The organism is Duganella sp. CF402 (assembly GCF_900109645.1).
Taxonomy (GTDB): domain Bacteria; phylum Pseudomonadota; class Gammaproteobacteria; order Burkholderiales; family Burkholderiaceae_D; genus Rugamonas.
The window spans coordinates 1,806,108-1,828,573 of the sequence record NZ_FOBG01000001.1 but is presented as its reverse complement, the minus strand read 5'-3'; the positions used below and the strand labels follow the sequence as shown (position 1 = coordinate 1,828,573).

At 63.8% G+C, this 22,466-nt stretch carries 24 protein-coding genes; 12 read left to right on the top strand and 12 right to left on the bottom strand.

What is annotated here, in order from left to right:
• Nucleotides 1–2 precede the first annotated feature (2 nt).
• Nucleotides 3–455, bottom strand: a complete 453-nt coding sequence (locus BMZ70_RS08155) for an RrF2 family transcriptional regulator (protein WP_092272178.1) — start codon at nt 453–455, stop codon at nt 3–5.
• Between the two features lie 87 nt (nt 456–542).
• Between BMZ70_RS08155 and BMZ70_RS08150 the strand changes: the two genes are divergently transcribed.
• Entirely contained in the window at nt 543–767 is a 225-nt protein-coding gene (locus tag BMZ70_RS08150; RefSeq protein ID WP_092272175.1) for a hypothetical protein, read from the top strand.
• On the opposite strand, the gene BMZ70_RS08145 is transcribed toward BMZ70_RS08150, so the two are convergent.
• Nucleotides 768–1,952: a multidrug effflux MFS transporter gene (locus BMZ70_RS08145; protein ID WP_092272172.1), complete on the bottom strand. Its 1,185-nt coding sequence runs from the start codon at nt 1,950–1,952 to the stop codon at nt 768–770. It abuts the gene before it with no gap.
• Between the two features lie 52 nt (nt 1,953–2,004).
• On the opposite strand from BMZ70_RS08145, the gene epsC reads away from it, so the two are divergent.
• Nucleotides 2,005–2,928, top strand: a complete 924-nt coding sequence (epsC, locus tag BMZ70_RS08140) for a serine O-acetyltransferase EpsC (protein WP_092272169.1) — start codon at nt 2,005–2,007, stop codon at nt 2,926–2,928.
• Here epsC and BMZ70_RS08135 read toward each other — a convergent pair.
• From BMZ70_RS08135 to BMZ70_RS08115, 5 genes are read right to left on the bottom strand one after another with little or no spacing between them, the layout of a single operon-like run.
• Nucleotides 2,925–4,238, bottom strand: coding sequence for an LLM class flavin-dependent oxidoreductase (locus BMZ70_RS08135; protein ID WP_092272165.1), 1,314 nt, complete (start codon nt 4,236–4,238; stop codon nt 2,925–2,927). The two genes, epsC and BMZ70_RS08135, sit on opposite strands and share 4 nt — an antisense overlap.
• Nucleotides 4,238–5,050, bottom strand: a complete 813-nt coding sequence (locus tag BMZ70_RS08130) for a MetQ/NlpA family ABC transporter substrate-binding protein (RefSeq protein WP_092272163.1) — start codon at nt 5,048–5,050, stop codon at nt 4,238–4,240. The genes BMZ70_RS08135 and BMZ70_RS08130 overlap by 1 nt, the downstream gene beginning before the upstream one ends.
• An 11-nt stretch (nt 5,051–5,061) precedes the next feature.
• Nucleotides 5,062–5,754, bottom strand: a complete 693-nt coding sequence (locus BMZ70_RS08125) for a methionine ABC transporter permease (protein WP_175500766.1) — start codon at nt 5,752–5,754, stop codon at nt 5,062–5,064.
• Nucleotides 5,747–6,634, bottom strand: coding sequence for a methionine ABC transporter ATP-binding protein (locus tag BMZ70_RS08120; RefSeq protein ID WP_092272160.1), 888 nt, complete (start codon nt 6,632–6,634; stop codon nt 5,747–5,749). The genes BMZ70_RS08125 and BMZ70_RS08120 overlap by 8 nt, the downstream gene beginning before the upstream one ends.
• Entirely contained in the window at nt 6,634–7,830 is a 1,197-nt protein-coding gene (locus BMZ70_RS08115; RefSeq protein ID WP_092272158.1) for an acyl-CoA dehydrogenase family protein, read from the bottom strand. Before BMZ70_RS08115 ends, BMZ70_RS08120 begins: the two co-directional genes overlap by 1 nt.
• A 194-nt stretch (nt 7,831–8,024) precedes the next feature.
• Here BMZ70_RS08115 and ssuE point away from each other — a divergent pair, with 194 nt between their 5' ends.
• The 8 genes from ssuE (at nt 8,025) to BMZ70_RS08075 (ending at nt 15,560) form a co-directional block, all read left to right on the top strand.
• Nucleotides 8,025–8,612, top strand: coding sequence for an NADPH-dependent FMN reductase (ssuE, locus tag BMZ70_RS08110; RefSeq protein ID WP_092272156.1), 588 nt, complete (start codon nt 8,025–8,027; stop codon nt 8,610–8,612).
• Between the two features lie 10 nt (nt 8,613–8,622).
• Nucleotides 8,623–9,609: a sulfonate ABC transporter substrate-binding protein gene (locus tag BMZ70_RS08105; protein ID WP_092272153.1), complete on the top strand. Its 987-nt coding sequence runs from the start codon at nt 8,623–8,625 to the stop codon at nt 9,607–9,609.
• A gap of 9 nt (nt 9,610–9,618) precedes the next feature.
• Entirely contained in the window at nt 9,619–10,770 is a 1,152-nt protein-coding gene (gene ssuD / locus BMZ70_RS08100) for an FMNH2-dependent alkanesulfonate monooxygenase (protein ID WP_092272150.1), read from the top strand.
• A 1-nt stretch (nt 10,771) separates the two neighbouring features.
• Nucleotides 10,772–11,542, top strand: coding sequence for an aliphatic sulfonate ABC transporter permease SsuC (gene ssuC, locus BMZ70_RS08095; RefSeq protein WP_092272147.1), 771 nt, complete (start codon nt 10,772–10,774; stop codon nt 11,540–11,542).
• A gap of 9 nt (nt 11,543–11,551) precedes the next feature.
• Nucleotides 11,552–12,364 (top strand): ATP-binding cassette domain-containing protein, encoded by an 813-nt coding sequence (locus BMZ70_RS08090; RefSeq protein WP_092272144.1) that lies wholly within the window; start codon nt 11,552–11,554, stop codon nt 12,362–12,364.
• Between the two features lie 128 nt (nt 12,365–12,492).
• Complete coding sequence (locus tag BMZ70_RS08085; protein ID WP_092272141.1) at nt 12,493–12,924, top strand: DUF4351 domain-containing protein; 432 nt, start codon at nt 12,493–12,495, stop codon at nt 12,922–12,924.
• Nucleotides 12,925–13,143: 219 nt separating this feature from the next.
• Nucleotides 13,144–13,710: a YceI family protein gene (locus tag BMZ70_RS08080; RefSeq protein WP_092272138.1), complete on the top strand. Its 567-nt coding sequence runs from the start codon at nt 13,144–13,146 to the stop codon at nt 13,708–13,710.
• An 89-nt stretch (nt 13,711–13,799) separates the two neighbouring features.
• On the top strand, nt 13,800–15,560 hold the full coding sequence (locus tag BMZ70_RS08075) for an amidohydrolase (RefSeq protein WP_092272136.1): 1,761 nt from the start codon (nt 13,800–13,802) through the stop codon (nt 15,558–15,560).
• Here the strand turns inward: BMZ70_RS08075 and BMZ70_RS08070 are convergent, their stop codons facing one another.
• Both BMZ70_RS08070 and BMZ70_RS08065 read right to left on the bottom strand, forming a co-directional pair.
• On the bottom strand, nt 15,561–16,145 hold the full coding sequence (locus BMZ70_RS08070) for a chromate transporter (RefSeq protein WP_092272133.1): 585 nt from the start codon (nt 16,143–16,145) through the stop codon (nt 15,561–15,563). It lies immediately after the preceding gene.
• On the bottom strand, nt 16,142–16,720 hold the full coding sequence (locus tag BMZ70_RS08065) for a chromate transporter (protein ID WP_092272130.1): 579 nt from the start codon (nt 16,718–16,720) through the stop codon (nt 16,142–16,144). Before BMZ70_RS08065 ends, BMZ70_RS08070 begins: the two co-directional genes overlap by 4 nt.
• 130 nt (nt 16,721–16,850) lie before the next feature.
• Between BMZ70_RS08065 and BMZ70_RS08060 the strand changes: the two genes are divergently transcribed.
• Nucleotides 16,851–17,042 carry a hypothetical protein gene (locus BMZ70_RS08060; protein ID WP_229205340.1) on the top strand — a complete coding sequence of 64 codons (192 nt, stop codon included), beginning with the start codon at nt 16,851–16,853 and terminating at the stop codon, nt 17,040–17,042.
• 255 nt (nt 17,043–17,297) lie between these two features.
• Here BMZ70_RS08060 and BMZ70_RS08055 read toward each other — a convergent pair whose 3' ends face one another.
• Together BMZ70_RS08055 and BMZ70_RS08050 are read right to left on the bottom strand one after the other, a co-directional pair.
• The gene (locus BMZ70_RS08055; RefSeq protein WP_092272127.1) at nt 17,298–18,188 is read right to left on the bottom strand and encodes a PAS domain-containing protein; all 891 of its coding nucleotides are present in this window, start codon (nt 18,186–18,188) and stop codon (nt 17,298–17,300) included.
• Between the two features lie 323 nt (nt 18,189–18,511).
• Nucleotides 18,512–18,865, bottom strand: coding sequence for a hypothetical protein (locus BMZ70_RS08050; protein ID WP_092272124.1), 354 nt, complete (start codon nt 18,863–18,865; stop codon nt 18,512–18,514).
• A 125-nt stretch (nt 18,866–18,990) separates the two neighbouring features.
• Here BMZ70_RS08050 and BMZ70_RS08045 point away from each other — a divergent pair, with 125 nt between their 5' ends.
• Complete coding sequence (locus BMZ70_RS08045; protein WP_092272121.1) at nt 18,991–22,026, top strand: sensor histidine kinase; 3,036 nt, start codon at nt 18,991–18,993, stop codon at nt 22,024–22,026.
• On the opposite strand, the gene BMZ70_RS08040 is transcribed toward BMZ70_RS08045, so the two are convergent.
• A complete protein-coding gene (locus BMZ70_RS08040) occupies nt 22,019–22,390 on the bottom strand; it encodes a hypothetical protein (RefSeq protein WP_092272118.1) in 372 nt (123 codons plus the stop codon). The two genes, BMZ70_RS08045 and BMZ70_RS08040, sit on opposite strands and share 8 nt — an antisense overlap.
• Between the last annotated feature and the right edge of the window lie 76 nt (nt 22,391–22,466).

Here is a 22,466-nt window from a genome sequence, read left to right as displayed (position 1 = left end):
GTCTAGTGATTTGATGCTTTACGCATGATGCGTACTGGCTTGGACTCCGGCTCGGAGGCGGGGAGCATGTCTTCCAGCGTTTGCTGGTCGAGCACCGCGAGGAAGGCTTTAGTGGCGTCGCTGAGGGTGTGTTTGAGTTTGCAGTTTGGCGTCAGCGGGCAGGTGTCTGCGCTGCGGTCGAAGCATTCGGCCATGAAGAAATCGGTCTCGGTGGCGCGCACCAGCGCGCCGATGTTGATGTCTTTCGGCTCTTTCGCCAGCCGCAGGCCGCCGTTGCGGCCGCGTATCGTCTCCACCAATCCGGACAAGCCGAGCTGATACACTACTTTCATTAAGTGATTTTTTGATATGACGTGCAAGTCGGCGATGTCCTGGATGGTAACCAGTCGATCCCGATTGGCTGCCAGGTAGAGCAGCGTTCGCAGGGAATAATCGGTAAAGGATGTGAGGCGCATCCGGCTATTTTACATGCTCGGCGTGATCTTGCGTACCGACGCCGGCGCTGCTTCGGGCCACACTGGCGTCATACCAAGGGAGGCAGTATGGACATGGAAGAACAGCGCCGCCGCTTCACCAGCGAATTGTGGCAGCGCTTCGAGCAGTTGCAGGCTTGGGCCGAGGAAAACTGGCCCGATAAAGAGCATCCGCTGTCGAGCGCCGACTTCACCGCGTCGCGCAAGGAGATACTGGCTTTGCGTCGCCAGGAACCGGAGCCGGAACAGGGCGGGGCGCAGTATGTCGATATGAATCCCGCGCCGTGGCCGTGATTAGTCGTGCACCACCGGCTTGCCGGCCTGCGCCAGCAGCCACGCGATCAGGCTCAGGACCAGACTTGCGAGCACGCCCCACGCCAGGTTCAAGGCGCTGTCGAACAGCAGTGGCGCCACCAGGCCCGACACCAGCGCAAACAGCAGCATCTGGATGAAGGACTGCATCGACGCCGCCAGCCCGCTGTTGTTCGGGAAGTACTCCAGCGCGATCAGCGACAGCGGCGTCATGGCCAGCGCCAGGCCGAAGGAGTAGATAAACAGTGGCATCACCGCCCACGGCACGGCAGCCACGAAGGCCAGGTTGTAGGCGACGTTGATGATGCCGGCGCTGATCATCACGGCAAAGCCCAGCCACACCTGCTGCTTGCGCGAGAACTTGTGCGCGAATTTGCCCGACAGCGCGGAGCCGATCACCATGCCGCTAATCAGCGGCACGAACATCCACGCGAACGCGGTCTCCGGCAGATGCAGGATGTTCATCACGAAGTAGGCGGCGGAGCCGATGTACAGCGCCACGCCCGCGAAGCACATGCCGACCGCCACCGACAGCAGCAGGAAGTGGTAGTGGCACAGCACCTTCCAGTAATTGCGCGCGATGACGCCGAGGTGGAACGGGTGGCGGTCCTTCACCGCCAGGCTTTCCGGCAGCGCGCGCTGCACGGCCACCAGCATCAGGATGCCGAAGGCGCTGAGGAACCAGAAGATCGAACGCCAGCCGAAGCTCACCTGCAGCCAGCCACCCAGCACCGGCGCGATCGCCGGCGCCAGGCCGAACACCATCATGATATGCGACAGGATCTTCTGCGCGGCGGCGCCGGAGAAGCGGTCCTGCACGATGGCGCGGCCGACCACCGAGCCGGCGCCGGCGGCCAGGCCCTGCACGATGCGGCAAGCCAGCAGCACGCCGATCGACGGCGCCATCGCCGCTACCACCGACGCCGCGATGTACAGCACCAGCGACACCATGATTACCGGGCGGCGGCCGAAGGAATCGGACAGCGTCCCGTAGAACAGCATCATGAAGGCGAAGCAGAACAGGAACATCGACAGCGTCTGCTGCACCAGCAGCGGGCTGGCGTCGAAGGCGTGGGTGATGGCCGGGAATGATGGCAGATAGGTATCGATGGCCAGGGGACCGACCATCGAGAGGCCTGCCAGCAGCAGCGTCAGCAAAATATTCATGAATCGCGTATTCTTCGTAAGACCCGGCATTTTACGCGATAATCGACAGATCATGACCATAGACACCTTTGACGGCACCGCCGTCAAGCCCTCGCACTGGAACCTCGGCAGCGTGATTGAACAGCTGCGCGTGTCGCGCGAGGCGACCCACAACATCCGCCATCATGGCCGTGTGCGCGAGCTGCCGTCGCGCGATGCGCTGACCACCATCGTCAACGGCCTGCAGGCGGTGCTGTTCCCGACCCATTACGGCCGTCCGAATCTGACCGACGAGAGTATCGATTTCTTCGTCGGCGATACGCTGAACACCACCCTGAACCGGCTGGCCGAGCAAGTGCGGCGCGGCTTGCAGTTCTCGGCTGAGGAAGCGGTGCCGGACGAGGATGCGTTGACGCGCCAGGCGCACGACATCACGCGCCAGTTCGCGGCGGGGCTGCCGGAGGTGCGCGCCTTGCTGGTGTCCGACGTGCAGGCTGCGTTTTCCGGCGACCCGGCGGCGACCTCGGTGGCCGAGATCATGCTGTGCTATCCGGGCACCATCGCGATCCTGTACTACCGGCTGGCGCACAGCCTGCACCGTCTCGGCTCGCCGTTTCTGGCGCGGCTGATTTCCGACATCGCGCATTCGTTGACCGGGATTGATATCCACCCGGCGGCGCAAATCGGCGGCAGCTTCTTCATCGACCACGGCACCGGCGTGGTGATCGGCGAGACCGCCATCATCGGCCAGCGCGTGCGCCTGTACCAGCACGTGACGCTGGGCGCGAAACGCTTCCCGGCCGACGAGCAGGGCGCCTTGATCAAAGGCGTGCCGCGCCACCCGATCGTGGAAGACGACGTGGTGATCTACGCCGGCGCCACGATACTGGGCCGCATCACCATTGGCGCCGGCTCCACCATCGGCGGCAACGTGTGGCTGACCCAGAGCGTGCCGCCAGCCAGCAACGTCTCCCAAGCGCAGATGCGCAACGACTAAGCGAAGATTTTTTCGCGCAGCGTGCCGGCGGTGTATTCGGTGCGATAGCGGCCGCGCCGCTGCAGTTCGGGGACGATCAGGTCGACCACGTCGGCCATGCTTTCATGGGCGATGGCGTAGGCCAGGTTGAAGCCGTCGATGCCGGTTTCGTCCTGCCACATTTCCAGCTGGTCGGCCACTTGATGCGGATCGCCCACCAGTACAGGCCCGCGTCCGCCAAGGCCGATGAATTCGGCCGCCTCGCGCACGCTCCATTTGCGGTTCGGGTCCGCTGCGCTGAACGAAGCCAGCGCCGAGCGGCCGGCGTCGGAGTCGATGTATTCGATGGTGGCGTCCAGCGGGAAGCGGCTGAAGTCCACGCCGGTCCAGCCGGACAGCAAGGCCAGCGCCGCTTCGATGTCGATGTGGCGCTTGTAATCCTCATGCCTGGCGCGCGCTTCGGCTTCGGTCGGCGCGGTGATGATCAACGCTTGCGCGTAGATTTTGAGGTCGTCGCCATTGCGGCCGGCCGCGCGTACGGCGGCGCGCAGGTCGTCGGCGTACTTTTTCACCACGCGGATGCTAGGCCCGCTGACAAAGGTGCATTCGGCATGTTTGGCCGCGAACGCCGTGCCGCGCGGCGAGGTGCCGGCCTGGTACAGCAGCGGCGTGCGCTGTGGTGACGGTTCGCACAGGTGGAAGCCGGGCACCTTGAAGTACTTGCCTTCATGCGCAATTGGGTGAATGCGCGACGGCTCGGCGTACACCCCGCGCTGCTTGTCATTGACCACCGCATCGTCGTCCCAGCTTTTCTGCCACAGCTTGTAGACCACCTCCATGTATTCATCGGCGAGGTCGTAGCGCTCGTCGTGGCTCAGTTGCTGGTCCAGCCCGAGGTTGCGCGCGGCGCTGTCGAGGTAACCGGTGACGATGTTCCAGCCGATGCGGCCGCGCGTCAGGTGGTCCAGCGTCGACATGCGGCGCGCGAAGGTGTACGGATGCTCATACGTCAGCGCGCACGTCACGCCGAAGCCGAGGTGCGTGGTGGCTTGCGACATGATCGGCACCAGCGCCAGCGGATCGTTCAGCGGCGCCTGCACCGCGTGCCGCAAGGCCGCATCGGCGCTGCCTTGGTAGACGTCGTAGGCGCCCAGCACGTCGGCCAGGAAGATGGCGTCAAAGAAGCCGCGTTCCAGCAGCCGCGCCAGTTCGGCCCAGTAGTCCGGATCGGTGTAGCGGTGCGCCTCCGCGCGCGGGTGAGTCCACAGTCCGGGCGACTGGTGGCTCACGGTGTTCATCTGGAAGGCGTTGAAGCGTATGAGTTTGCGCATTACTTTTCCAGCGCGAGCTGGTAGTCGGTCTTGGCGTAGTCCGCGAAATGCTTGTTGGTGATCTCCAGGAATTCACGCGAGCGATAGGCTGCGGCGATGTCCTTGGCGAACTGCTTGTCTTTGTCAGCGGTACGCACGGCCACCAGGTTGGCATACGACGGCGAGATTTTCTCGGTAATCAGCGCATCCTTGAGTTTCAGGCCGGAGGCCAGCGCGTAGTTGCCGTTGACGAAGGCGTAGTCGGCGTCCTGCAGGGAACGCGGCAATTGCGCAGCTTCCAGCGGCAGCAGTTTGATTTTCTTGATATTGGTGGCGACGTCTTTTTCCGACGCCTTGAGCGGGTCCGTGTTCGGCTTCAGCTTGATCCAGCCCAGTTGGTCCAGCAGCACCAGCGCACGCGCCTGGTTGGTCGGATCGTTCGGCAGGGCGACGGTGGTGCCTTCCTTCACATCGTTGAGCGTCTTGTGCTTTTTGCTGTAGATGGCGATCGGCGCGGTCGGGATCTTGATCAGTTCCGACAGCGCCAGTTTGTGGTCGGCCGAGAATTTGGTCAGGTAGATGATGTGCTGGAAGATGTTGGCGTCCAGCGAGCCCTCAGCCAGCGCGTAGTTGGGCTGGATGTAGTCGTTGAACTCCACCAGCTTGACTTTGTAGCCTTGCTTTTCCAGGATAGGCTTGATGCCCAGTTTGACCTGATCTGCGTAAGGGCCGGCGCTGGTGCCGATCACCAGTTCTTTTGGATCCTTGGCGTGGGCGGCGAAGCTGATGGCGGCAGCCGTGACGGCCAGCAGGAGTTGACGGCGGGTGTTCATGGTAATTCCTTTTATCGTTTATCGATGCGTTTTGCGATGCGGTTGCCGGTGAACTGGATAAGTTGCACCAGCAGGATCAACACGGCCACGGTGGCGACCATAATGTCGGTTTCGAAGCGGTAGTAGCCGTAGCGGATGGCGAGGTCGCCGATGCCGCCGCCGCCCACCACGCCGGCCACGGCGGAGTAGGACAGGAAGCTGATCGACAGCACGGTCAACGCCAGCACCAGGCCGGAACGGGCTTCCACCAGCAGCACGCGCAGGATGATTTGCAGTTCCGATGCACCCATTGCGTGGGCAGCTTCGATCACGCCGCGCGGCACTTCGCGCAGGTTTTGCTCGACCAGCCGCGCGAAGTAGGGGACGGCGGCGAACGACAGCGGCACGGCGGCGGCCAGCGGACCGATGGAGGTGCCGGCAATCACGCGCGTCAGCGGCACCAGCGCCACCAGCAGGATGATGAACGGGAACGAGCGCACGGTGTTCACCAGCCAGCCGAGGACCAGCGCGGCAGGGCGGTTTTGCAGCGACTGGCCGTCGGCGACCAGGAACAGCACGATGCCGAGCGGGCCGCCGATCAGCACTGCGGCCGACAGGCCGATGGCGAGCATGAGCAGCGTCTGTCCGAGCGCTTCCCACATTTCAGGCAGCATGGCATAGATGGCGCCAGCCGACACGGCCAGCGAGGAGATGAGTTCAGACATGGGCGGTCTCCGGAAGCGGGGCGCGGGCCGCGAGTGTGTTGGCGGCGCTCGCGGCGACGAGATGCGCGTTGTCCGCCGCAGGGGCTAGTCCGACGCGCGGCGCGGTCGCGGTCGTGGCGGCCGGTGTGCGGGCCGCAACGGCGGCGGCCAGTTCGCGGCCCAGCGCGGTGCGGCGCGGGGCGGACAGGCTGGTGGCGTCGTCAAGCGCGAATTGTTCGGCGATGGCGCCATCCTCGATCACCGCCACGCGGTTGCAGATTTCGCCGATCACGTCCAATTCATGGCTGACGATGACGATGGTCACGTCCAGCCGCTGATTAATATCCTTCAGCGTCGCCAGCAGCGCGCGCGTGGTTTCGGCGTCCAGCGCCGATGTCGGCTCGTCGCACAGCAGCACCGCCGGTCCGCTGGCCAGCGCCCGCGCGATGGCGACACGCTGTTTCTGCCCGCCCGACAGCTGCGCCGGATAGCTGGCGCTCTTGTCGCTCAAGCCCACCAGCTCAAGGCAATCCGCCACGCGCGCAGCAATCTGCTGCTTCGACCGACCGCCGTGGATGCGCAACGGGAACGCCACATTCTCAAACACGCTGGCATTTTGTAGTAGATTAAACTGCTGGAAGATCATGCCGATGTTGGCGCGCGCATCGCGCAAATCGCGCTTGGACAGCGACGTCAGCTCGCGGCCATCGACCGTAATCGCGCCGTCATCCGGCCGCTCCAGCAGGTTAATCAAACGAAGCAGTGTGGATTTGCCGGCGCCGCTCTTGCCGATCAGGCCAAAGATATCGCCTTGGGCCACGTCCAGCGACACATCACGCACCGCATGGAAATCACCAAACGCTTTGCTCGCATGCTCGATGCGAATCAGGGGAGTAGTCATCACGAATAAGCAGTAGGTTCAGGCAGCGTGCCGTCGAGCGCATAGCGTCCGAGGTCGCGGATTTTGTAGTCGACCGGGTCGTGCAAGGTATGCACGCGCACGTTGCGCCAGTAGCGGTCGAAGCCGAATTTGGCAGAGGTCGAGCGCGCGCCCGTCAGTTCGAAGATCTCGTTACTGACATCCACGCCTGCCTGATGCGCCAGCACCTTGGCTTCGGCCACGGATATCGCCAGCTCGCCGCGCTGCTGCGCGGTGACGGCGGCGCCGAGACGGAACAAGCGCTCCAGCTCTTGCGCCGCCTGGTCGGCCAGCACGGCGGCAGGGCGCAGCTTGAGCCACAACTGGCCGAAGCGATGCTGCACCAGCGGATCGGCGCCGGCCGACGCCGCGCCGGACGCGAACCACGGCCGCGCCTCATGCGCCAGATAATGCCGCGCCGCCTCGAACGCACCTTCGCCGATGCCGAGATAGAGATTGGCCATGATCAGCTGCGCCACCTGCGAGCGCAGCGTCGCTTGTGCGGTCGGCTTGGCGCCCGGCGCTTGCAGCACCTGCGTCGACGGCAACGACACCTGATTGAAGTGCACATTGCCGCTGTCGGTCTGCTTCTGGCCGAAGGCATCCCAGTCCGCCTGCACCGCCACGCCGTGCTGGCGCGTCGGCACCACGCCGATCAGGGCGCTCTGCGTGGCCTCGTGCCAGGCCGAGATGGTGAGCCAGTCCGAGCCCACCGAGCCGGAAGAAAAACTCTTCACGCCATCGAGCTGGAAGCCGTAGTCCGCATCGCTGGCAATGGTGCGCTTGTCGAGCGGGTTAAGGGCGTTGCCCCAGAAAAGATTCTGTTCCACCGTCTGCGTCAGGAAGCGGCGCTGCTGCTGGGCGCTGCCGTACAGCTGTATGCCCGCCAGTTGCAGGTGATGGAAGCCGAAGATGTGCGCCAGCGCGCTGTCGGCGCGGGCCAGTATGCGGATCACTTGATAGACGGTCGGCCAGTCCGCGCCCTGTCCGCCGTATGCGGTGGGGATGGACAAGGTGAGCAGGCCGGATTCGCGGATCCATTCGCGTTCCTGCGCTGCGTGGCCGCCGGCCTGGTCGCGGACGTTGGCGGTGGCGGCCAGCCGCTGCGCCAGTTCGGCCGCGACTTGCAGCGGTTCGCGGGCACGGTCGTGCGCCGCTTTGAGTAGTGCTTGAGACATGGTATGTCCGTGGTCTTGGTATCGGTGTTTTTAGTATTGCATCCGGCCCCAAACGCAGTACACGAAGAATTCCGGCTTTTCATATGCGGAAAAATCATGCTTCGCTTTTCGCATATCAAAACGTAAAACTATTCGTTTTGATTTCAAACGGACGGCTTTAATCTGGCGCCACCATACGAAACAGGGGACAGACCATGAGCATTCTTCTACTCGGCGGAAGCCCCGCAGCACCTTCCAGCACCGGCCGGTTGCTGGACCACGTCGGCGACAAACTGGCCGCGCTGGGCCATCGTCAGAGCAAGCTGAATGTACGCGACCTGCCGGCGAAAGCGCTGCTGCATGCGGACTTCGCCGACCTGGCGCTCAAGCGTGCGGTCGATGCCGTGGCCGCAGCGGACGCCATCGTGATCGCCACGCCTATATACAAGGCGTCCTACACCGGCATCCTGAAAGCCTTCCTCGACCTGCTGCCGCAAGACGGCTTGAAGGACAAGCTGGTGCTGCCTCTGGCCACCGGCGGCAGCCAGTCGCACATGCTGGCGCTGGACTATGCGCTGCGCCCGGTGCTGCAAGCGCTGGACGCGCGTCAGGTATTCACCAGTATCTACGCCACCTCGCAGCAGCTGTCGTGGAGTGACGTCAGCGGCCTGACCGTGGACCCTGCCGTCGCCTGGCGCGTGCAGGCCGGCGTCGACGCGCTGTCGGCGGCGTTGAACGCACTGCGCCGCGAACCGGAACAAGTATTTGTCACCAACGCTCAGCCAGTGCGACTGGCACGATAAGGAGAACAAGATGAGCATCGATCAGAAACGCGCGGCACGCCGCCACACTTTGGGCTTGCTGTTCGCGGCGGGCGTGATGGCCGCCAGCGGCGGACAAGCCAACGCACAGACGCCGGCCAAGCAGGAAGTCCGCATCGGCTACCAGAAATACGGCACGCTGACGCTGCTGAAAGGGCGAGGCACGCTGGAGCAGCGCCTTGCGCAGCGCAACGTCACGGTCAAGTGGACCGAGTTCCCGGCCGGCCCGCAGCTGCTGGAAGGTTTGAACGTCGGCAGCGTGGATTTCGGCACCGTGGGCGAAGCGCCGCCTGTCTTTGCGCAGGCGGCCGGCGCCAATCTGGTTTATGTCGGCAACGAGCCGCCGTCGCCGGGCAGCGAGGCGATCGTCGTGCCCAAGGATTCCAAGCTGCGCGGCGTGGCGGACCTGAAGGGCAAGAAGGTCGCGCTGAACAAGGGCTCCAATGTGCACTACCTGCTGGTGAAGGCGCTGGAAAAAGCGGGCCTCGGCTACAAGGATATCGAGGTGATCTATCTGCCGCCGGCCGATGCGCGCGCGGCGTTTGAACGCGGTGCGGTGGATGCATGGGTGATCTGGGACCCATTCCTGGCCGCCGCCGAGAAGCAGTTGAGCGCCCGCGTGCTGGCCGATGGCAAAGGGCTGGTGGCCAACCACCAGTTCTATCTGGCCGCGCGTCCGTATGCGGAGAAGAACGCCGACATCGTGCGCATCGTGCTGGAAGAAATCGCCAAGGTCGACGACTGGGGCGCGAAGAATCCGAAGGACGTGGCGCAGATCCTGTCGGCGCAAACCGGCCTCGATGTGGACGTGGTGGCGCTGGCCGCCTCGCGCTACAGCTACGGCGTCAAGCCGATCACCGCCGATGTGCTGGAACAGCAGCAGAAACTGGCCGACACCTTCGCCAATCTGAAACTGATACCCAAGCCTATCGTCGTCAAGGATGCACAGTTGCCGGCGCAAAAGCTGGCGGCGCAATAAGGAATCACCATGTCTCTCAATCTGTTCTGGTTTATCCCGACCCACGGCGACAGCCGCTATCTCGGCACCTCGAAGGGCGCGCGCCCGATCGACGCCAACTATCTGAAACAGGTGGCGGTGGCCGCCGATACGCTGGGCTACGACGGCGTGCTGCTGCCGACCGGCCGCTCCTGCGAAGATGCGTGGGTGGTGGCGTCGTCGCTGATCCACGTGACGCAAAAGCTCAAGTTCCTGGTGGCGATCCGTCCCGGCCTGACCACGCCGGGCCTGGCCGTTCGCATGGCGTCGACCTTCGACCGTTTGTCGAACGGCCGCCTGCTGATCAACGTCGTCACAGGCGGCGATCAAGGCGAGCTGGAAGCGGACGGCCTGTTTGCCGACCACGCCAAGCGCTACGAAATTTCGGATGAATTCATCCGCGTCTGGCGCGCCTCGCTGGCCGGGGAGGGCGGCGACAAGGGCTACGATTTCGAGGGCAAACATATTCAGGTCAAGGGTGCGAAGACGCTGTATCCGCCGGTACAGAAGCCATATCCGCCCTTGTACTTTGGCGGTTCGTCCGAACCGGCGCACGAACTGGCTGCGGAGCAGATGGACGTGTACCTGACCTGGGGCGAACCGCCGGCGGCGGTGGCGGCAAAGCTGGACGACATCCGCGCCCGCGCCGCCAAGCATGGCCGCAAGGTGAAATTCGGCATCCGCCTGCACGTGATCGTGCGCGAGACGAATGAGGAAGCGTGGCGCGCCGCCGATGAATTGATCTCGCACCTGGACGATGAAACCATCTCCAAGGCGCAGGCGGCATTCGCCAAAATGGATTCCGTTGGACAGCAGCGCATGGCGGCCCTGCACGGTGGCCGTCGCGACAAGCTGGAAGTATCGCCCAACCTCTGGGCCGGCGTGGGACTGGTGCGTGGTGGCGCCGGGACCGCGCTGGTGGGCGACCCCGAAACCGTGGCGGCGCGCATCAAGGAGTATGCGGATCTCGGCATCGAGACCTTCATCTTCTCGGGCTACCCGCATCTGGAAGAGTCGTACCGCTTCGCGGAGCTGGTGTTCCCGCTGCTGGGCAAGGGCAAGGACCACGGCGAGCAGTCGCTGACCGGCCCATTCGGCGAGATCATGGCCAGCGACATCGTGCCGAGCAAGAAGGCGGCATAAGATGAGCAAACCGAAAGCACGCGAGAGCGCGTGGACGCCGTGGGTGCTGCCGGTGCTGCTGATCGTGGTGTGGCAAGCGTCGTCGCAACTGGGTTGGCTGTCGAGCCGCATCTTGCCCGAACCGTGGGCGGTGGCGAAAGCCTTCTGGGCGCTGGCTGTCTCCGGCGAGCTGTGGGTGCATTTGCGTACCAGCTTGTGGCGCGCGGCCAGCGGTTTCGCTATCGGTGCGGGCCTTGGCCTGCTGCTTGGACTGCTGACCGGCAGTTTCCGCCGCGCCGAAACGCTGCTCGACACCACGCTGCAAATGATCCGCAACATCCCGGCGCTGGCGCTGATTCCGCTGGTGATCCTGTGGTTCGGCATCGACGAAACGGCCAAGCTGTTCCTGCTGGCGGTGGGTGTGTTCTTCCCGGTGTACCTGAACACCTTCCACGGCATCCGCTCGGCCGACCAGGGCCTGATCGAGATGGCGCGCAGCTATGGCTTGTCCGGCTGGCCGCTGTACCGCGACGTGATCCTGCCGGCGGCGCTGCCGTCGATCCTTGTGGGTGTGCGCTTCTCGCTGGGCCTCGTGTGGGTGCTGCTGATTGTGGCCGAGACGATTTCGGCACAAGCGGGCATCGGCTACATGACCATGAATGCGCGCGAGTTTTTGCAGACCGACGTGGTGCTGGTCGGGATCCTGCTGTACGCAATACTGGGCAAGCTGGCTGATTTGGTGTCGCGCGCGATGGAGAAGCATTTCCTGCGCTGGAATCCCGCATACCGTTAAGGAGATCGCATGTTCGTATCAACCGCTTTATTCGATACCGGCGCGTTGCCGCGCGAGGACGCCACGTGGACCGCGTCGCAGCCGCCGCGCCGCCAGGGCGTGTCGCTGGAACTGGACCAGGTCAGCAAATCGTTCGGCACGCGGCAAGTCCTGAACGACGTGCAGCTGGAGCTGAAGGCCGGCGAGTTTGTCGCCATCGTTGGTCGCAGCGGCTGCGGCAAGAGCACGCTGTTGCGCGCGATTGCGGGACTGGAGACGGCGGACCGGGGCAGCATCGCAGTGGGCAAGGGCAGTATCGCGGCCAGCATCCGCATCATGTTCCAGGAAGCGCGCCTGCTGCCGTGGAAGTCGGTGCTGGAGAACGTGGCGATCGGCTTGCCGCATTCGCTGAACGCGGCGGCGGCCACGCTGGCCACGGTGGGGCTGGCCGAACGCGCCAACGATTGGCCGTCGGAGCTGTCGGGCGGGCAGCGCCAGCGCGTGGCCCTGGCGCGCGCGCTGCTGCATGAGCCGCAGTTGCTGCTGCTCGACGAGCCGCTCGGTGCGCTCGATGCGCTGACCCGCATCGAGATGCAGCAGCTGATCGAATCACTGTGGCTGGCGCGCGGCTTCACCGCCGTGCTGGTCACGCACGACGTGCAGGAAGCGCTGGCCCTGGCCGACCGCGTGGTGCTGATCGAAGACGGCCGCATCACGCTCGACCTGCAAGTCGACCTGCCGCGCCCGCGCGCCAGTGCACGTGGCAACGCCGCCTTCGCCGCCTTGGAACAACGCCTGCTGTCGCGCATCCTCAACCAAACCGAGACCGCAATCGCGGCATAGTTTGGATTATCGCAAAGGCGTATGCCGGTGAGTCCGTAGACTGGCGGGATGCCCAATCCCGCCCCGTACGCCCGTTATGACTCGCCGTGGAAAGCTGCCCTGACGCGCTGTACGCAGCCAAGTGGCAATTGACCAAGCTACTGTATCAGCATGGCTGGCGCAAAAAGCGCATACTAATTTTATTCAATGTGATTAATTGGATGATGGCTTTGCCTCAACCTCATCAAGAGCGTTATTGGCGAGCTATCGATCGTTTCGAGAAGGAGCGCAAGATGATGTGGATCGGGCCAGTAGAGCAATCATTCATCGACAAAGGATGGAAGAAGGGGCAGGAAGCAGGCTTGAAGAAAGGTCTTGAGCAAGGCTTGGAACAAGGTTTGGAACAAGGCCGCAAGGAAGGCGCGGCCGCGCTGTTGCGGCGCCAACTGATCCGGCGCTTCGGGCCGCTATCGCAGGCTGCCCAGCGCAAGCTGGATAAAGCCAGCCTCGATCAGCTGGAAGCATGGGGCGATGCGTTGCCGGAGGCGCAGACACTGAAGCAAGTCCTCAGCCCGGCCTGAGCCGCCATGCCCGCTGGCCGGGCTCACCCCGCTGGGTAAGCCGGCCACACGCCTTAAGGCAGATGCCGTTTTCCTATCGCACGGTTATCATAACGGCATGCGGCAATGATCGATTTTATCGATAGTAAAGCGGTAAATTTTTCGTTTTACAACTTTAAATGTCGCGAGCATAATCATTCTCGCTAGAACAATCCTGTTCAACCACATTGGAGTTACTAAATGAAAAAAATCGTTGCCCTGCTGCTCGCCGCTGGTGTTTCCCTGACCGCTTTCGCCGCGCCGGAAAGCTTCTCGTCGGACGCTAACCACACCTTCTCGAGCTTCAGCTACAGCCACTTCGGCTACTCGACCCAGCAAAGCCGCTTCAACAACACCAGCGCCAAGTTCACGATCGACCGTGCCGCCAAGACCGGCTCGGTGGAAGCGACGATTGACGCCAAATCGGTGGACACCGGCTCCAAGCTGTTCGATGGCCACATCCAGGGCGAAGATTTCCTCGACACCGCCAAGTTCCCGACCATCACCTACAAGTCGACCAAGGTCAACTTCAAGGGCGATGTGCCGTCGACCGTGGAAGGCAACCTGACTCTGAAAGGCGTGACCAAGCCAGTGACCCTGACCATCACCCACTTCCAGTGCATGGACCACCCAATGATGAAGAAACTGGCTTGCGGCGCCAACGCCACCGCCACCATCAAGCGCACCGAGTTCAACGCCGGCAAATACGCGCCGCACGTGGGCGATGACGTGACCCTGTCGTTCGCCATCGAAGCGCTGAAAGACTAATTCACGAGAACTGGGCTGGCCTCAATTCTCTGACACGCTGCCGGCGCTGTTCCCCAACGGCGCCGGCTTTTTATTTTTTGGGAGTAGTTATGAAATTGAAGCAGCTCGCGTTCGCGGCGGCCTTCGCCTGCGCGTCTTATGCGCAAGCGACCGACCTTATCATCACCAACGGCAAGGTCGCCACCATGACCAAAGAGGGCGCGTTCGCGCAAGCCCTCGCCATCAAGGACGGCAAGATCGAAGCCGTGGGCACGAACGCCCAAATCCTCAAGCGCAAGACCGCCACCACGCAAGTCATCGATGCCGCCGGCAAGACCGTGATCCCCGGCCTCAACGACTCGCACCTGCACATCATCCGCGAAGGCCTGAACTACAACGCCGAACTGCGCTGGGACGGCGTCACCTCGCTCAAGCAAGCTTTGCAGATGCTGAAGGAGCAGGCCGCCCGCACACCGGACGGCGCCTGGGTGAAGGTGGTGGGCGGCTGGAACGAATACCAGTTCGAAGAGAAACGCCTGCCGACGCTGGAAGAAATCAATGCAGCGGTGCCGGACAAGCCGGTCTTCATCCTCTACCTGTACGGCCTGGGCTTCCTGAACCAGAAGGGTATCGCCACGCTCGGCTACAGCGCCGACACCAAATTCAAGGATGGCGTGGTCGAGCTTGGCGCGGACGGCAAGCCGACCGGCAAGCTGATCGCCAAGCCCAATGCGGCCATCCTGTACGGCACGCTGGCCAAGACCAACGTGCTGCCGCGCGAGCAGCAGCTGAACTCGACCCAGCAGTACTACACCGAACTCAACCGCCTCGGCCTGACCAGCGCCATCGACGCCGGCGGCGGCGGCCAGGCCTATCCGGACGATTACGCCGTCAGCCTTGAGCTGGCGAAAAACGGCAAGCTGACGGTGCGCACCTCCTATTACCTGTTCGCGCAGAAGCCGGGCAAGGAACTGGAAGACTACCAGCGCTGGCTGGAGCAAACCCATCCGGACAAGAACGACCACCTGTTCTATGCCAACGGCTACAACACCGAGGGCGGTGGCGAGAACCTGGTGTGGAGCGCGGCCGACTTTGAAAACTTCCTCGAGCCGCGTCCCGACATGCCGGCCCACATGGAAAGCGAACTGGAGCCGGTGCTGCGCCTGCTGGTCAAGAACCGTTGGCCGTTCCGCATCCACGCCACCTACGGCGAAAGTATCGACCGCGATCTGGCGGTGATCGAAAAAGTCAACAAGGATACGCCGCTCAACGGCCTGCGCTGGTTCTTCGACCACGCCGAAACCATCACCGACGGCCAGCTGGCGCGCGTGAAAGCGCTGGGCGGCGGCATCGCGGTGCAAGACCGCATGTACTTCCAGGGCGAGCTGTACTGGAAGCGCTACGGCGAACAAAGCCGCCAGATGCCGCCGATTAAGAAGATGCTGGCGATGAAGATCCCGGTCGGCCTCGGCACTGACGGCACCCGTGTGTCGAGCTATGGCCCGTGGCCGTCGATTTACTGGGCGGTGAGCGGCAAGACCGCCGGTGGCCTGAAGATCTGGCAGGACAAGGATGTGCTGAGCCGCTATCAGGCGCTCAAGCTGATGACGCAAGGCAGCGCGTGGATGAGTGGCGAGGAAAAACTCAAGGGCACGCTGGCCAAGGGCCAGTACGCCGACCTGGTGATCCTGCCGCAGGATTACTTCACGATGGATGTGGAGAAAATCAAAAACCTCGAAGCCAGCCTGACCATCGTCAACGGCAAAGTGGTGTACGCGGCGCCGGCGTACCAGCAATACGCGCCGGCCAAACTGGACGTCGCGCCGGACTGGAGCCCCGTTAAATACTACGGCGGCTACCAGAACAAGTAATCAGCCCAGGAACCAGCCGACCAGCGCGCCCGCAGCCAGCAGCCACAGCAGGTGGATGCGGGTGCGCCAGATCAGCAGGCCGGCCAGGCCGGACACCAGCCACAGCGGCCAGTCGGCGGCAGGGTTGCCGCCGGCCTTGGCCAGGATCACGCCCACCGACACCATCAGGCCCACCACCACCGGCGCCAGCCCCTGTTTGAAGGCGCGCACACCGAGCAGTTCGCGGTTCTGATGGCCCCAGCGCGCCGCCATATAGGTCAGGGTAGTAGCGGGCGCGAGGATGCCCAGCATGGTCACGCCCACGCCAGCGAACGCCAGCGTGTAGCTGCCCGCGTTCAGACCCATATTCCAGCCCATCAGCGCCACGAACAGCACGTTCGGTCCCGGCGCCGCCTGCGCGATGGCGATCGAGTTATTGAATTGCTCCTGCGTCAGCCAGTGATGCTCGACCACCAGATAGCGGTGCATTTCGGTGGTGGTGGAAATCGCGCCGCCGATCGACATCAGCGACAGCAGCATGTAATGCCCGAACAAACTCAGCCAGTCACCGAAGCTCAGGACGATGTGCAAGGGCGCCTCGTTCATGCCGCCGCTCCCTTCAGCTTGCGGTAAGTGAGGGCATAGCCCAGCCCGCCGAGCACCAGCAGCGTGTAGGCCAGCGGCAGCTGCAGCACCAGCACGAACACCACGCACAGCGCGGCAATCACCGTGGTCAGCCAGCGCGGCAACGGATGCGAGCGCAAGGCCGACGCCAGCTTGAGGCCGGTGGCGGCGATCATCCCGGCGGTCACCGCCGCCATGCCGCGCAGCGCGCCGGCCACGCCCGGATGGCTGCCGTACTGCGCATACAGCAGCGCCAGGCCCAGCACCACCAGCAGCGGCACGCACAGCATCCCGGCCAGCGCCGCCAGCGCGCCGCGCAGGCCGAAGTAGCGGTCGCCGATCATCAGCGACAGGTTGACCACGTTGGGGCCGGGCATGATTTGCGCCACCGCCCAGTCCTCAATGAATTCCTCCGGCGTCAGCCATTGCTTGCGCTCGACCAATTCGCGCTGGACCACCGCCAGCACGCCGCCAAAGCCTTGCAAGGCCAGGATGGTGAACGAGACAAATAAATCCAGCAGGGAGGCGGGGCGGGGACGGGTCGGCTCGGGAGTCATACCGCATTATAGAACGGCGCAACTTTAATTGCGGAATGATAGGAGCCTGCCATTGACTTTGTGCCATCGTCGGCCATACTCCTTGGGCGCATCACCGATCGGGCGGCAGCCCCTACTTTCACCAAGGATCATGATGAACGTTACCCTAGTCCAGCAGCGCCACGACGAGGCCAGCAGTGCGGTGGTCGAGCGTGGCATTACCGTGCAGACCAGCTTTAACACCATGTGCGCGATCGAGTACCTGAAATCGCACAACGTCCACCCGAAAGTCATCGAACGGGTGCTATTGCACCCGGATCAGCGCCGAAAAGCCGTGCATTGATATGCGCGCCGCGCGTTTACTTATGCACAAATCATGATGACAAGAATTTTTTTGAAAAGTTTTCTTGTTACAATTCGTGAAAATTTAAGTCGTTGATTTTTAAGGGAAATGTTTTTGCCTGTTGGATGGGCAGTTTGTAGTAAACCGCGCCGTTACAGGCGGTATTCGTTGTCAATGGGGGGCTGTCCACATAGATATCCACAGCTATTGTGGATATCCGAAAAAACGCTTTAGGATCCGGGACTTAAGCGAAGCTTAAAGCGGTTTTTTCAGCGCCTGCAGCACACTGCCCACCAGGACGGCGCCGCCGTCGTCGCTGCTGGCGGTCAGGCGCAGGCGCACTTCCTGGCCGTCGCGCCGCCAGGTGCTGATCACGTCGGTCCAGGTTTCGCCGTCTTTCAGCGCTTGCAGCGCATCGGCCAGCTGGTCCTGCGGGTAGGGCGATGGATGCAGCAGGCGCGGATCGGCGCCGACCAGTTCTTCGCGGCTGAACTGGTACACCGCGCATAATTTATCGTTGACGGTGGCGATGCGGCCGCGCTCGTCGAGCGTGGCGATCACCGCGTGCTGGTCGACCGCACCCAGCAGCCGGCGCGCCTTGTCCAGTTCGGCTTGCAGCGCCAGTGTGTGGCGGTGCGCCTCTTCCAGCCCGGCATACGCGCGCAGCGAGGAAATCACCGTGGTGAACAACTTGCGCGTGGTCAGGTCGGTCTTGCACCAGAAATCATTGATGTCGTAGTCGAGGATGATGCTGTGCTCCAGTGCCTGGCCCGGCTGGCCGGTGCGCAGCACGATGCGCACCAGCTGGTTGTGCAGCTGGTCGCGGATCTGGCGCGCCACCAGCAGGCCGGCGTCGCTGGTTTCCATGATGACGTCCAGCAGCACCAGCGCGATGTCGGGCGTATTGCGCAGCACGTTGAGCGCTTCCTCGCCGCTGTAGGCATGCAGGAAGCTGAGCCGGCGGCCGAGGAAACAGGCATTGCTGAGCGAGAATTTGGTGACCACGTGCACGTCCACATCATCGTCCACGATCAGCACGCGCCACGGCGGCGGTCCGCCGGCATTGGCCTTGTCCGCGCGCTGCTGGCCGCTGGGCGGCGCCTCGTCCTCTATCATCCAATCGGTATCGTCGTCGTTCTGATTCATGCATCAATCCCAGTTAAGTCGAACAGGCCGATCTCAGAGTGACACTATTCCTTGCTAGCACTTTTGTCAAAGAATTCGCAATGCGGCGAAACAACGGTGTGGCGCTATGTACTTATGCACATAAAATTTTTTTTCAAGACGCCCAAAAGCCGCCGGGCGGCGACTTTTGGCATTTTGTAAGTTATTGATTTAATTGGCGAAAAAATCTGCCTGTGGATTAGGCATTTTATTGTTTCGCCCGTGGTTACAGGCGATCCCGGCTGTCAAGAGGCGCTTATGCACACCCTTATCCACAGTTGATGTGGATATCTGCAAAAACCACTTTAGATACGCTGACTTATGCGTTTTTGCTGAGAAAACGCTTGTGCCATGTCTTCCGACAGATGGCGGCTCAGCAGGATCAGGAATACCACCAGCGCGTGCAGCGCGAGCGCGAAGGTCACGGCCGTGCTGGCCTGGGCGCCGGCCAGCGCCGGGTAGGCCAGCACTGCCAGCGCCGGCGACAAGCCGTAGCGGTCGGATTTCAGCAGTTGCCTGGCGTCCAGTTTGAGCCAGGCCACGATGCCGATGCCAAACCAGGCCCAGCCGGCGGTCTGGTAGTCGAGGGTGCCGAGCACGAAGGCGGCCAGCAGGGCGAGGGTGCTGGCGGGCAGGGGCAGCTGGTGCAGTCGTTTCATGATGGGCTCTCGTAATGCGTTGGAATTGCTGCCAGATTAACGCCGGGATAAATATAGGTAAAGTTTATTGTTTCTATTGTTTTGATAGGTTTTTACATTTCCGCCTTTTGCTCTATGATGCTGCGATGCAAAAAGTTCACCTCTTCCTGTGCCTGCTGGCCATGCTGGCGGGGACGCCGCGCGCATGGGCGCTGGACAGCCGCGCCAGCCTAGCCGATTATCACCACGATATCTGGACCAGCAAGGATGGCGCGCCCGGCGAGATTGCCGCCATCGCGCAGACCACCGATGGCTGGCTGTGGATCGCCAGCAGCAACGGCCTGTACCGCTTCGACGGCGTGCGCTTCCGCCGCTTCGAGGCGCTGGCCGGCGAGAGCCTGCCGCGCCGGCCGATCACTGCGCTGAACGCGCTGCGCAACGGCGACCTGCTGATCGGCTACATCTACGGCGGCGTGAGCGTGCTCAGCAAGGGGCATCTGAGCCACACGCCGTCGACCCTCGGGCCGTTGTTGATGGGGCCGGTGATCAGCACGGTGCGCGACGCCGACGGCGTGTTGTGGGCCTCCACCAACAACGGCTTGCTGCGGCTGAAGAACGGCGCCTGGGAGCGCGCTGGCGAAGCGCTGGGCCTGCCGCCGGGACGCACCGAAAACCTGATCCTCGACCAGTACGAGCAACTGTGGGTGGCGGTCGGCCAGCAACTGCTGGCGATGCCGCGCGGCGGCGCGCGCTTCCGCCTGGTCTTGAGCGGCTATGACGCGGTCAACCTGAGCGCCTCGCCGGACGGACGCCTGTGGCTGGACACTCAGTCCCAACTGGTGCCGGTGCCGCCGCAGCACGACGGGCCGCTGCTGCCGCGCCCCGGCTGGCTGGCGCAGTCCCAGGGCCAGGAGAGCGGTTTGTTCGACCGCGACGGCAATTACTGGACGCTGGCCTGTCCCGGCGTGTGCCGCACCGACGGCCTTGGCCTGCAGCCATCGGCGATCCACACGCCGAACGCCAGGCCCAGCAGCAAGCTCGACCAGCCCTGGCAAGTCAGCAGCCTGACCGGCAATGCGCTGTTTGAAGACCGCGACGGCAACATCTGGATCGGCACCCAGGCCGGTGTCGAGCGCTTCCGCAACAACCGCCTGAAAGTGGCGCGCCTGAATGGCGGCGAGCGCATGTTCAGCCTGGCGCTGGACGCCAGCGGTCACGTGCTGGCGCGGGCCCGGCCGACCGGCGAGCTCTGGCAGCTGCGCGCCGATGCGCCGGCCACGGTGGTGGAGCGCCAGCCGCCCGGCACCTTCGGCGTGGTGGCCAACGGCGCCGATGGCGCGCTGCTGGTGGCTGGCGCCGACCACATCGAGCGCCGCCACGGCGGCCGGGTGCAGCGCATCGCCTATCCGCCCGAGCCGGACGGCCAGCGCGGCGAAGTCCGCGTGACCCGCATCCTCGACGATGGCCGCGACCTCTGGATTACCATCAGCGGGCGCGGCACCTTCCGCCTGCATGACGGCACATGGCAGAACGAGCAGGAACTGGGTTTGCCGCCGGGGATCTTCTTCGTGGCGCCGGGCGCCGTCGGCGCGGCCTGGCTTGGCTACAACGACGGCCTGGTGCTGCACTTCGATCAGGGCCGCATTACCCGCTATGCCGCCCAAGGCGCGGACGAGATCGGCGCCATCACCTTGCTGCATGGCGGCAGCGAGGTCATCGCGGCCGGCAACGTCGGGCTGGCGGTACTGCGCGGCGGCCGCTTCCAGCGTCTGACGGCAGCCGACCCGGACGTGCTGGCGCGGGTCTCCGGCGTGGTGATCGCGGCCAACGGCGACCACTGGTTCAACGGTCGCAAGGGCGTGGTGCATGTGCGCGCCGCCGACTGGCAGGCGGCGCTGTCGGCGCCGCAGCAGCCACTGCGCTACACGGTGTACGGCGTGCTGGACGGTTATCCCGACTTTGCCGCCACCGCCAACCGCCTGCCGAGCGCGATGGCCGATGTCGATGGCCAGCTCTGGTTTGCCGGCGTCAGCGGCATCGCCCGGCTCGACAGCGTGGGCCGCTACCCGCTGCCGCACGCGCCGCTGCCGAAGATAGAAACCCTGGTGGCCGAGGGGCAGCGCCATCTCGACTTGGAACGGCCGCTGACGCTGGCGGCCGGCACCACGTCGCTGCGCATCGAATACACCGCGCTCAGCTACACCATGCCGGAAGGCTTGCGCTTCCGCTACCAGCTGGAGGGCGTGGATGCGGGCTGGCAGGATGCCGGCGCTCGTCGTGCGATCTCCTACTCGAACCTGGGGCCGGGCGAGTACCGCTTCCGCGTAGCGGCGGTGGACCAGTTCGGCCAGTGGAGCGCGCAGGAGGCGGCGTTAACGCTGCGCATCCTGCCAACCATCACCCAGACGCCGCTGTTCTACGCCCTGTGTGCGTTGGCGGTGGCCGGTCTGCTGTACCTGCTGCATTGGCTGTGGCTGCGTGCCGCCACGCTGCGCATCAGCACCCGCATGGCCGAGCGCGAACGCATCGCGCGCGCCCTGCACGACAGTTACCTCCAAAGCGTGCACGGCCTGACCCTGAGTTTCCAGTCGGCGCTGGGTGGCCTGCCCAAGGAATCGGCGGCGCGCCACAAGATCGAGCGCGTGCTGCTGATGGCCGACAAGGTGATGGATGAGGGGCGCAACGAAGTGTTGGAGCTGCGCTCCGGCGCCATGCGCGATGGTGACCTGGCGCAAGGTCTGTTGTTGGTGGGCGAGGTGCTGCAGGAGAGCCACCGCAGCGTGTTCAGCCTGCGTAGCGCCGGCAAGCCGCGCGCCTTGCAGGAGCAGGCGGCGTGCGAAAGCTACGCCATCGGCCGCGAGGCCATGATGAACGCCTTCCGTCACGCGGAAGCGGCCAGCGTACAGGTGGTGCTGGACTACGGCGCCGCGCAATTCACGCTGGAAGTGCTGGATGATGGCAAGGGCATCGATGCGGACGTGGTGCGTCACGGCCGCGCCGGCCATTGGGGATTGACTGGATTATTCGAACGCGCCGCCCGCATCGGCGGCCAGATGGAGATCGCGCCGCGCGAGCACGGCGGCACCAGCGTGCGCCTGAGCGTGCCGGCGGCGCGCGCCTATACCGCCGCCGCGCCGTCCGGCTGGCGGCGTTGGCTTGGCTGGCTCAGCCGCGTTAGATAGCGGCCAGCAGCTTGCGCACCGCGCCGTGCGCCATCACCAGTTCCGGGCCGTCGTGCAGCAGGGCGTTGTACTTGGCGCGGAATTCCTGGTCGCCTTCCTCGCACGGGCCGATCAGCATTTCCAGCGACTGGCGGAAGGCCTTGGCCTCGGCCGGCGTCACCGGCTCCTTGTCGTCGAGCCGTTCGTCGATCTGCGCCATCAGGCCGGACAGCTTTTGCAGCCAGGCGAAATGCGGGTGGTTGGTGATCAGCTGCAACTGTTCGAGCGGACTGCCGACATTGCCGAAGTACTGGCTCTCGAGATGGATCAGCTGTTTGTGCAGGTCGCGCAGGGCGCGCGCCAATTGGTGGAGTTGTGTATTCATGACGCCATCTTAGCAGAGGCAGGGTGAGTGCAAAGCCTGCATTTAGGCAGATAGTTTTTCAGCCGTGCCCGTCCTA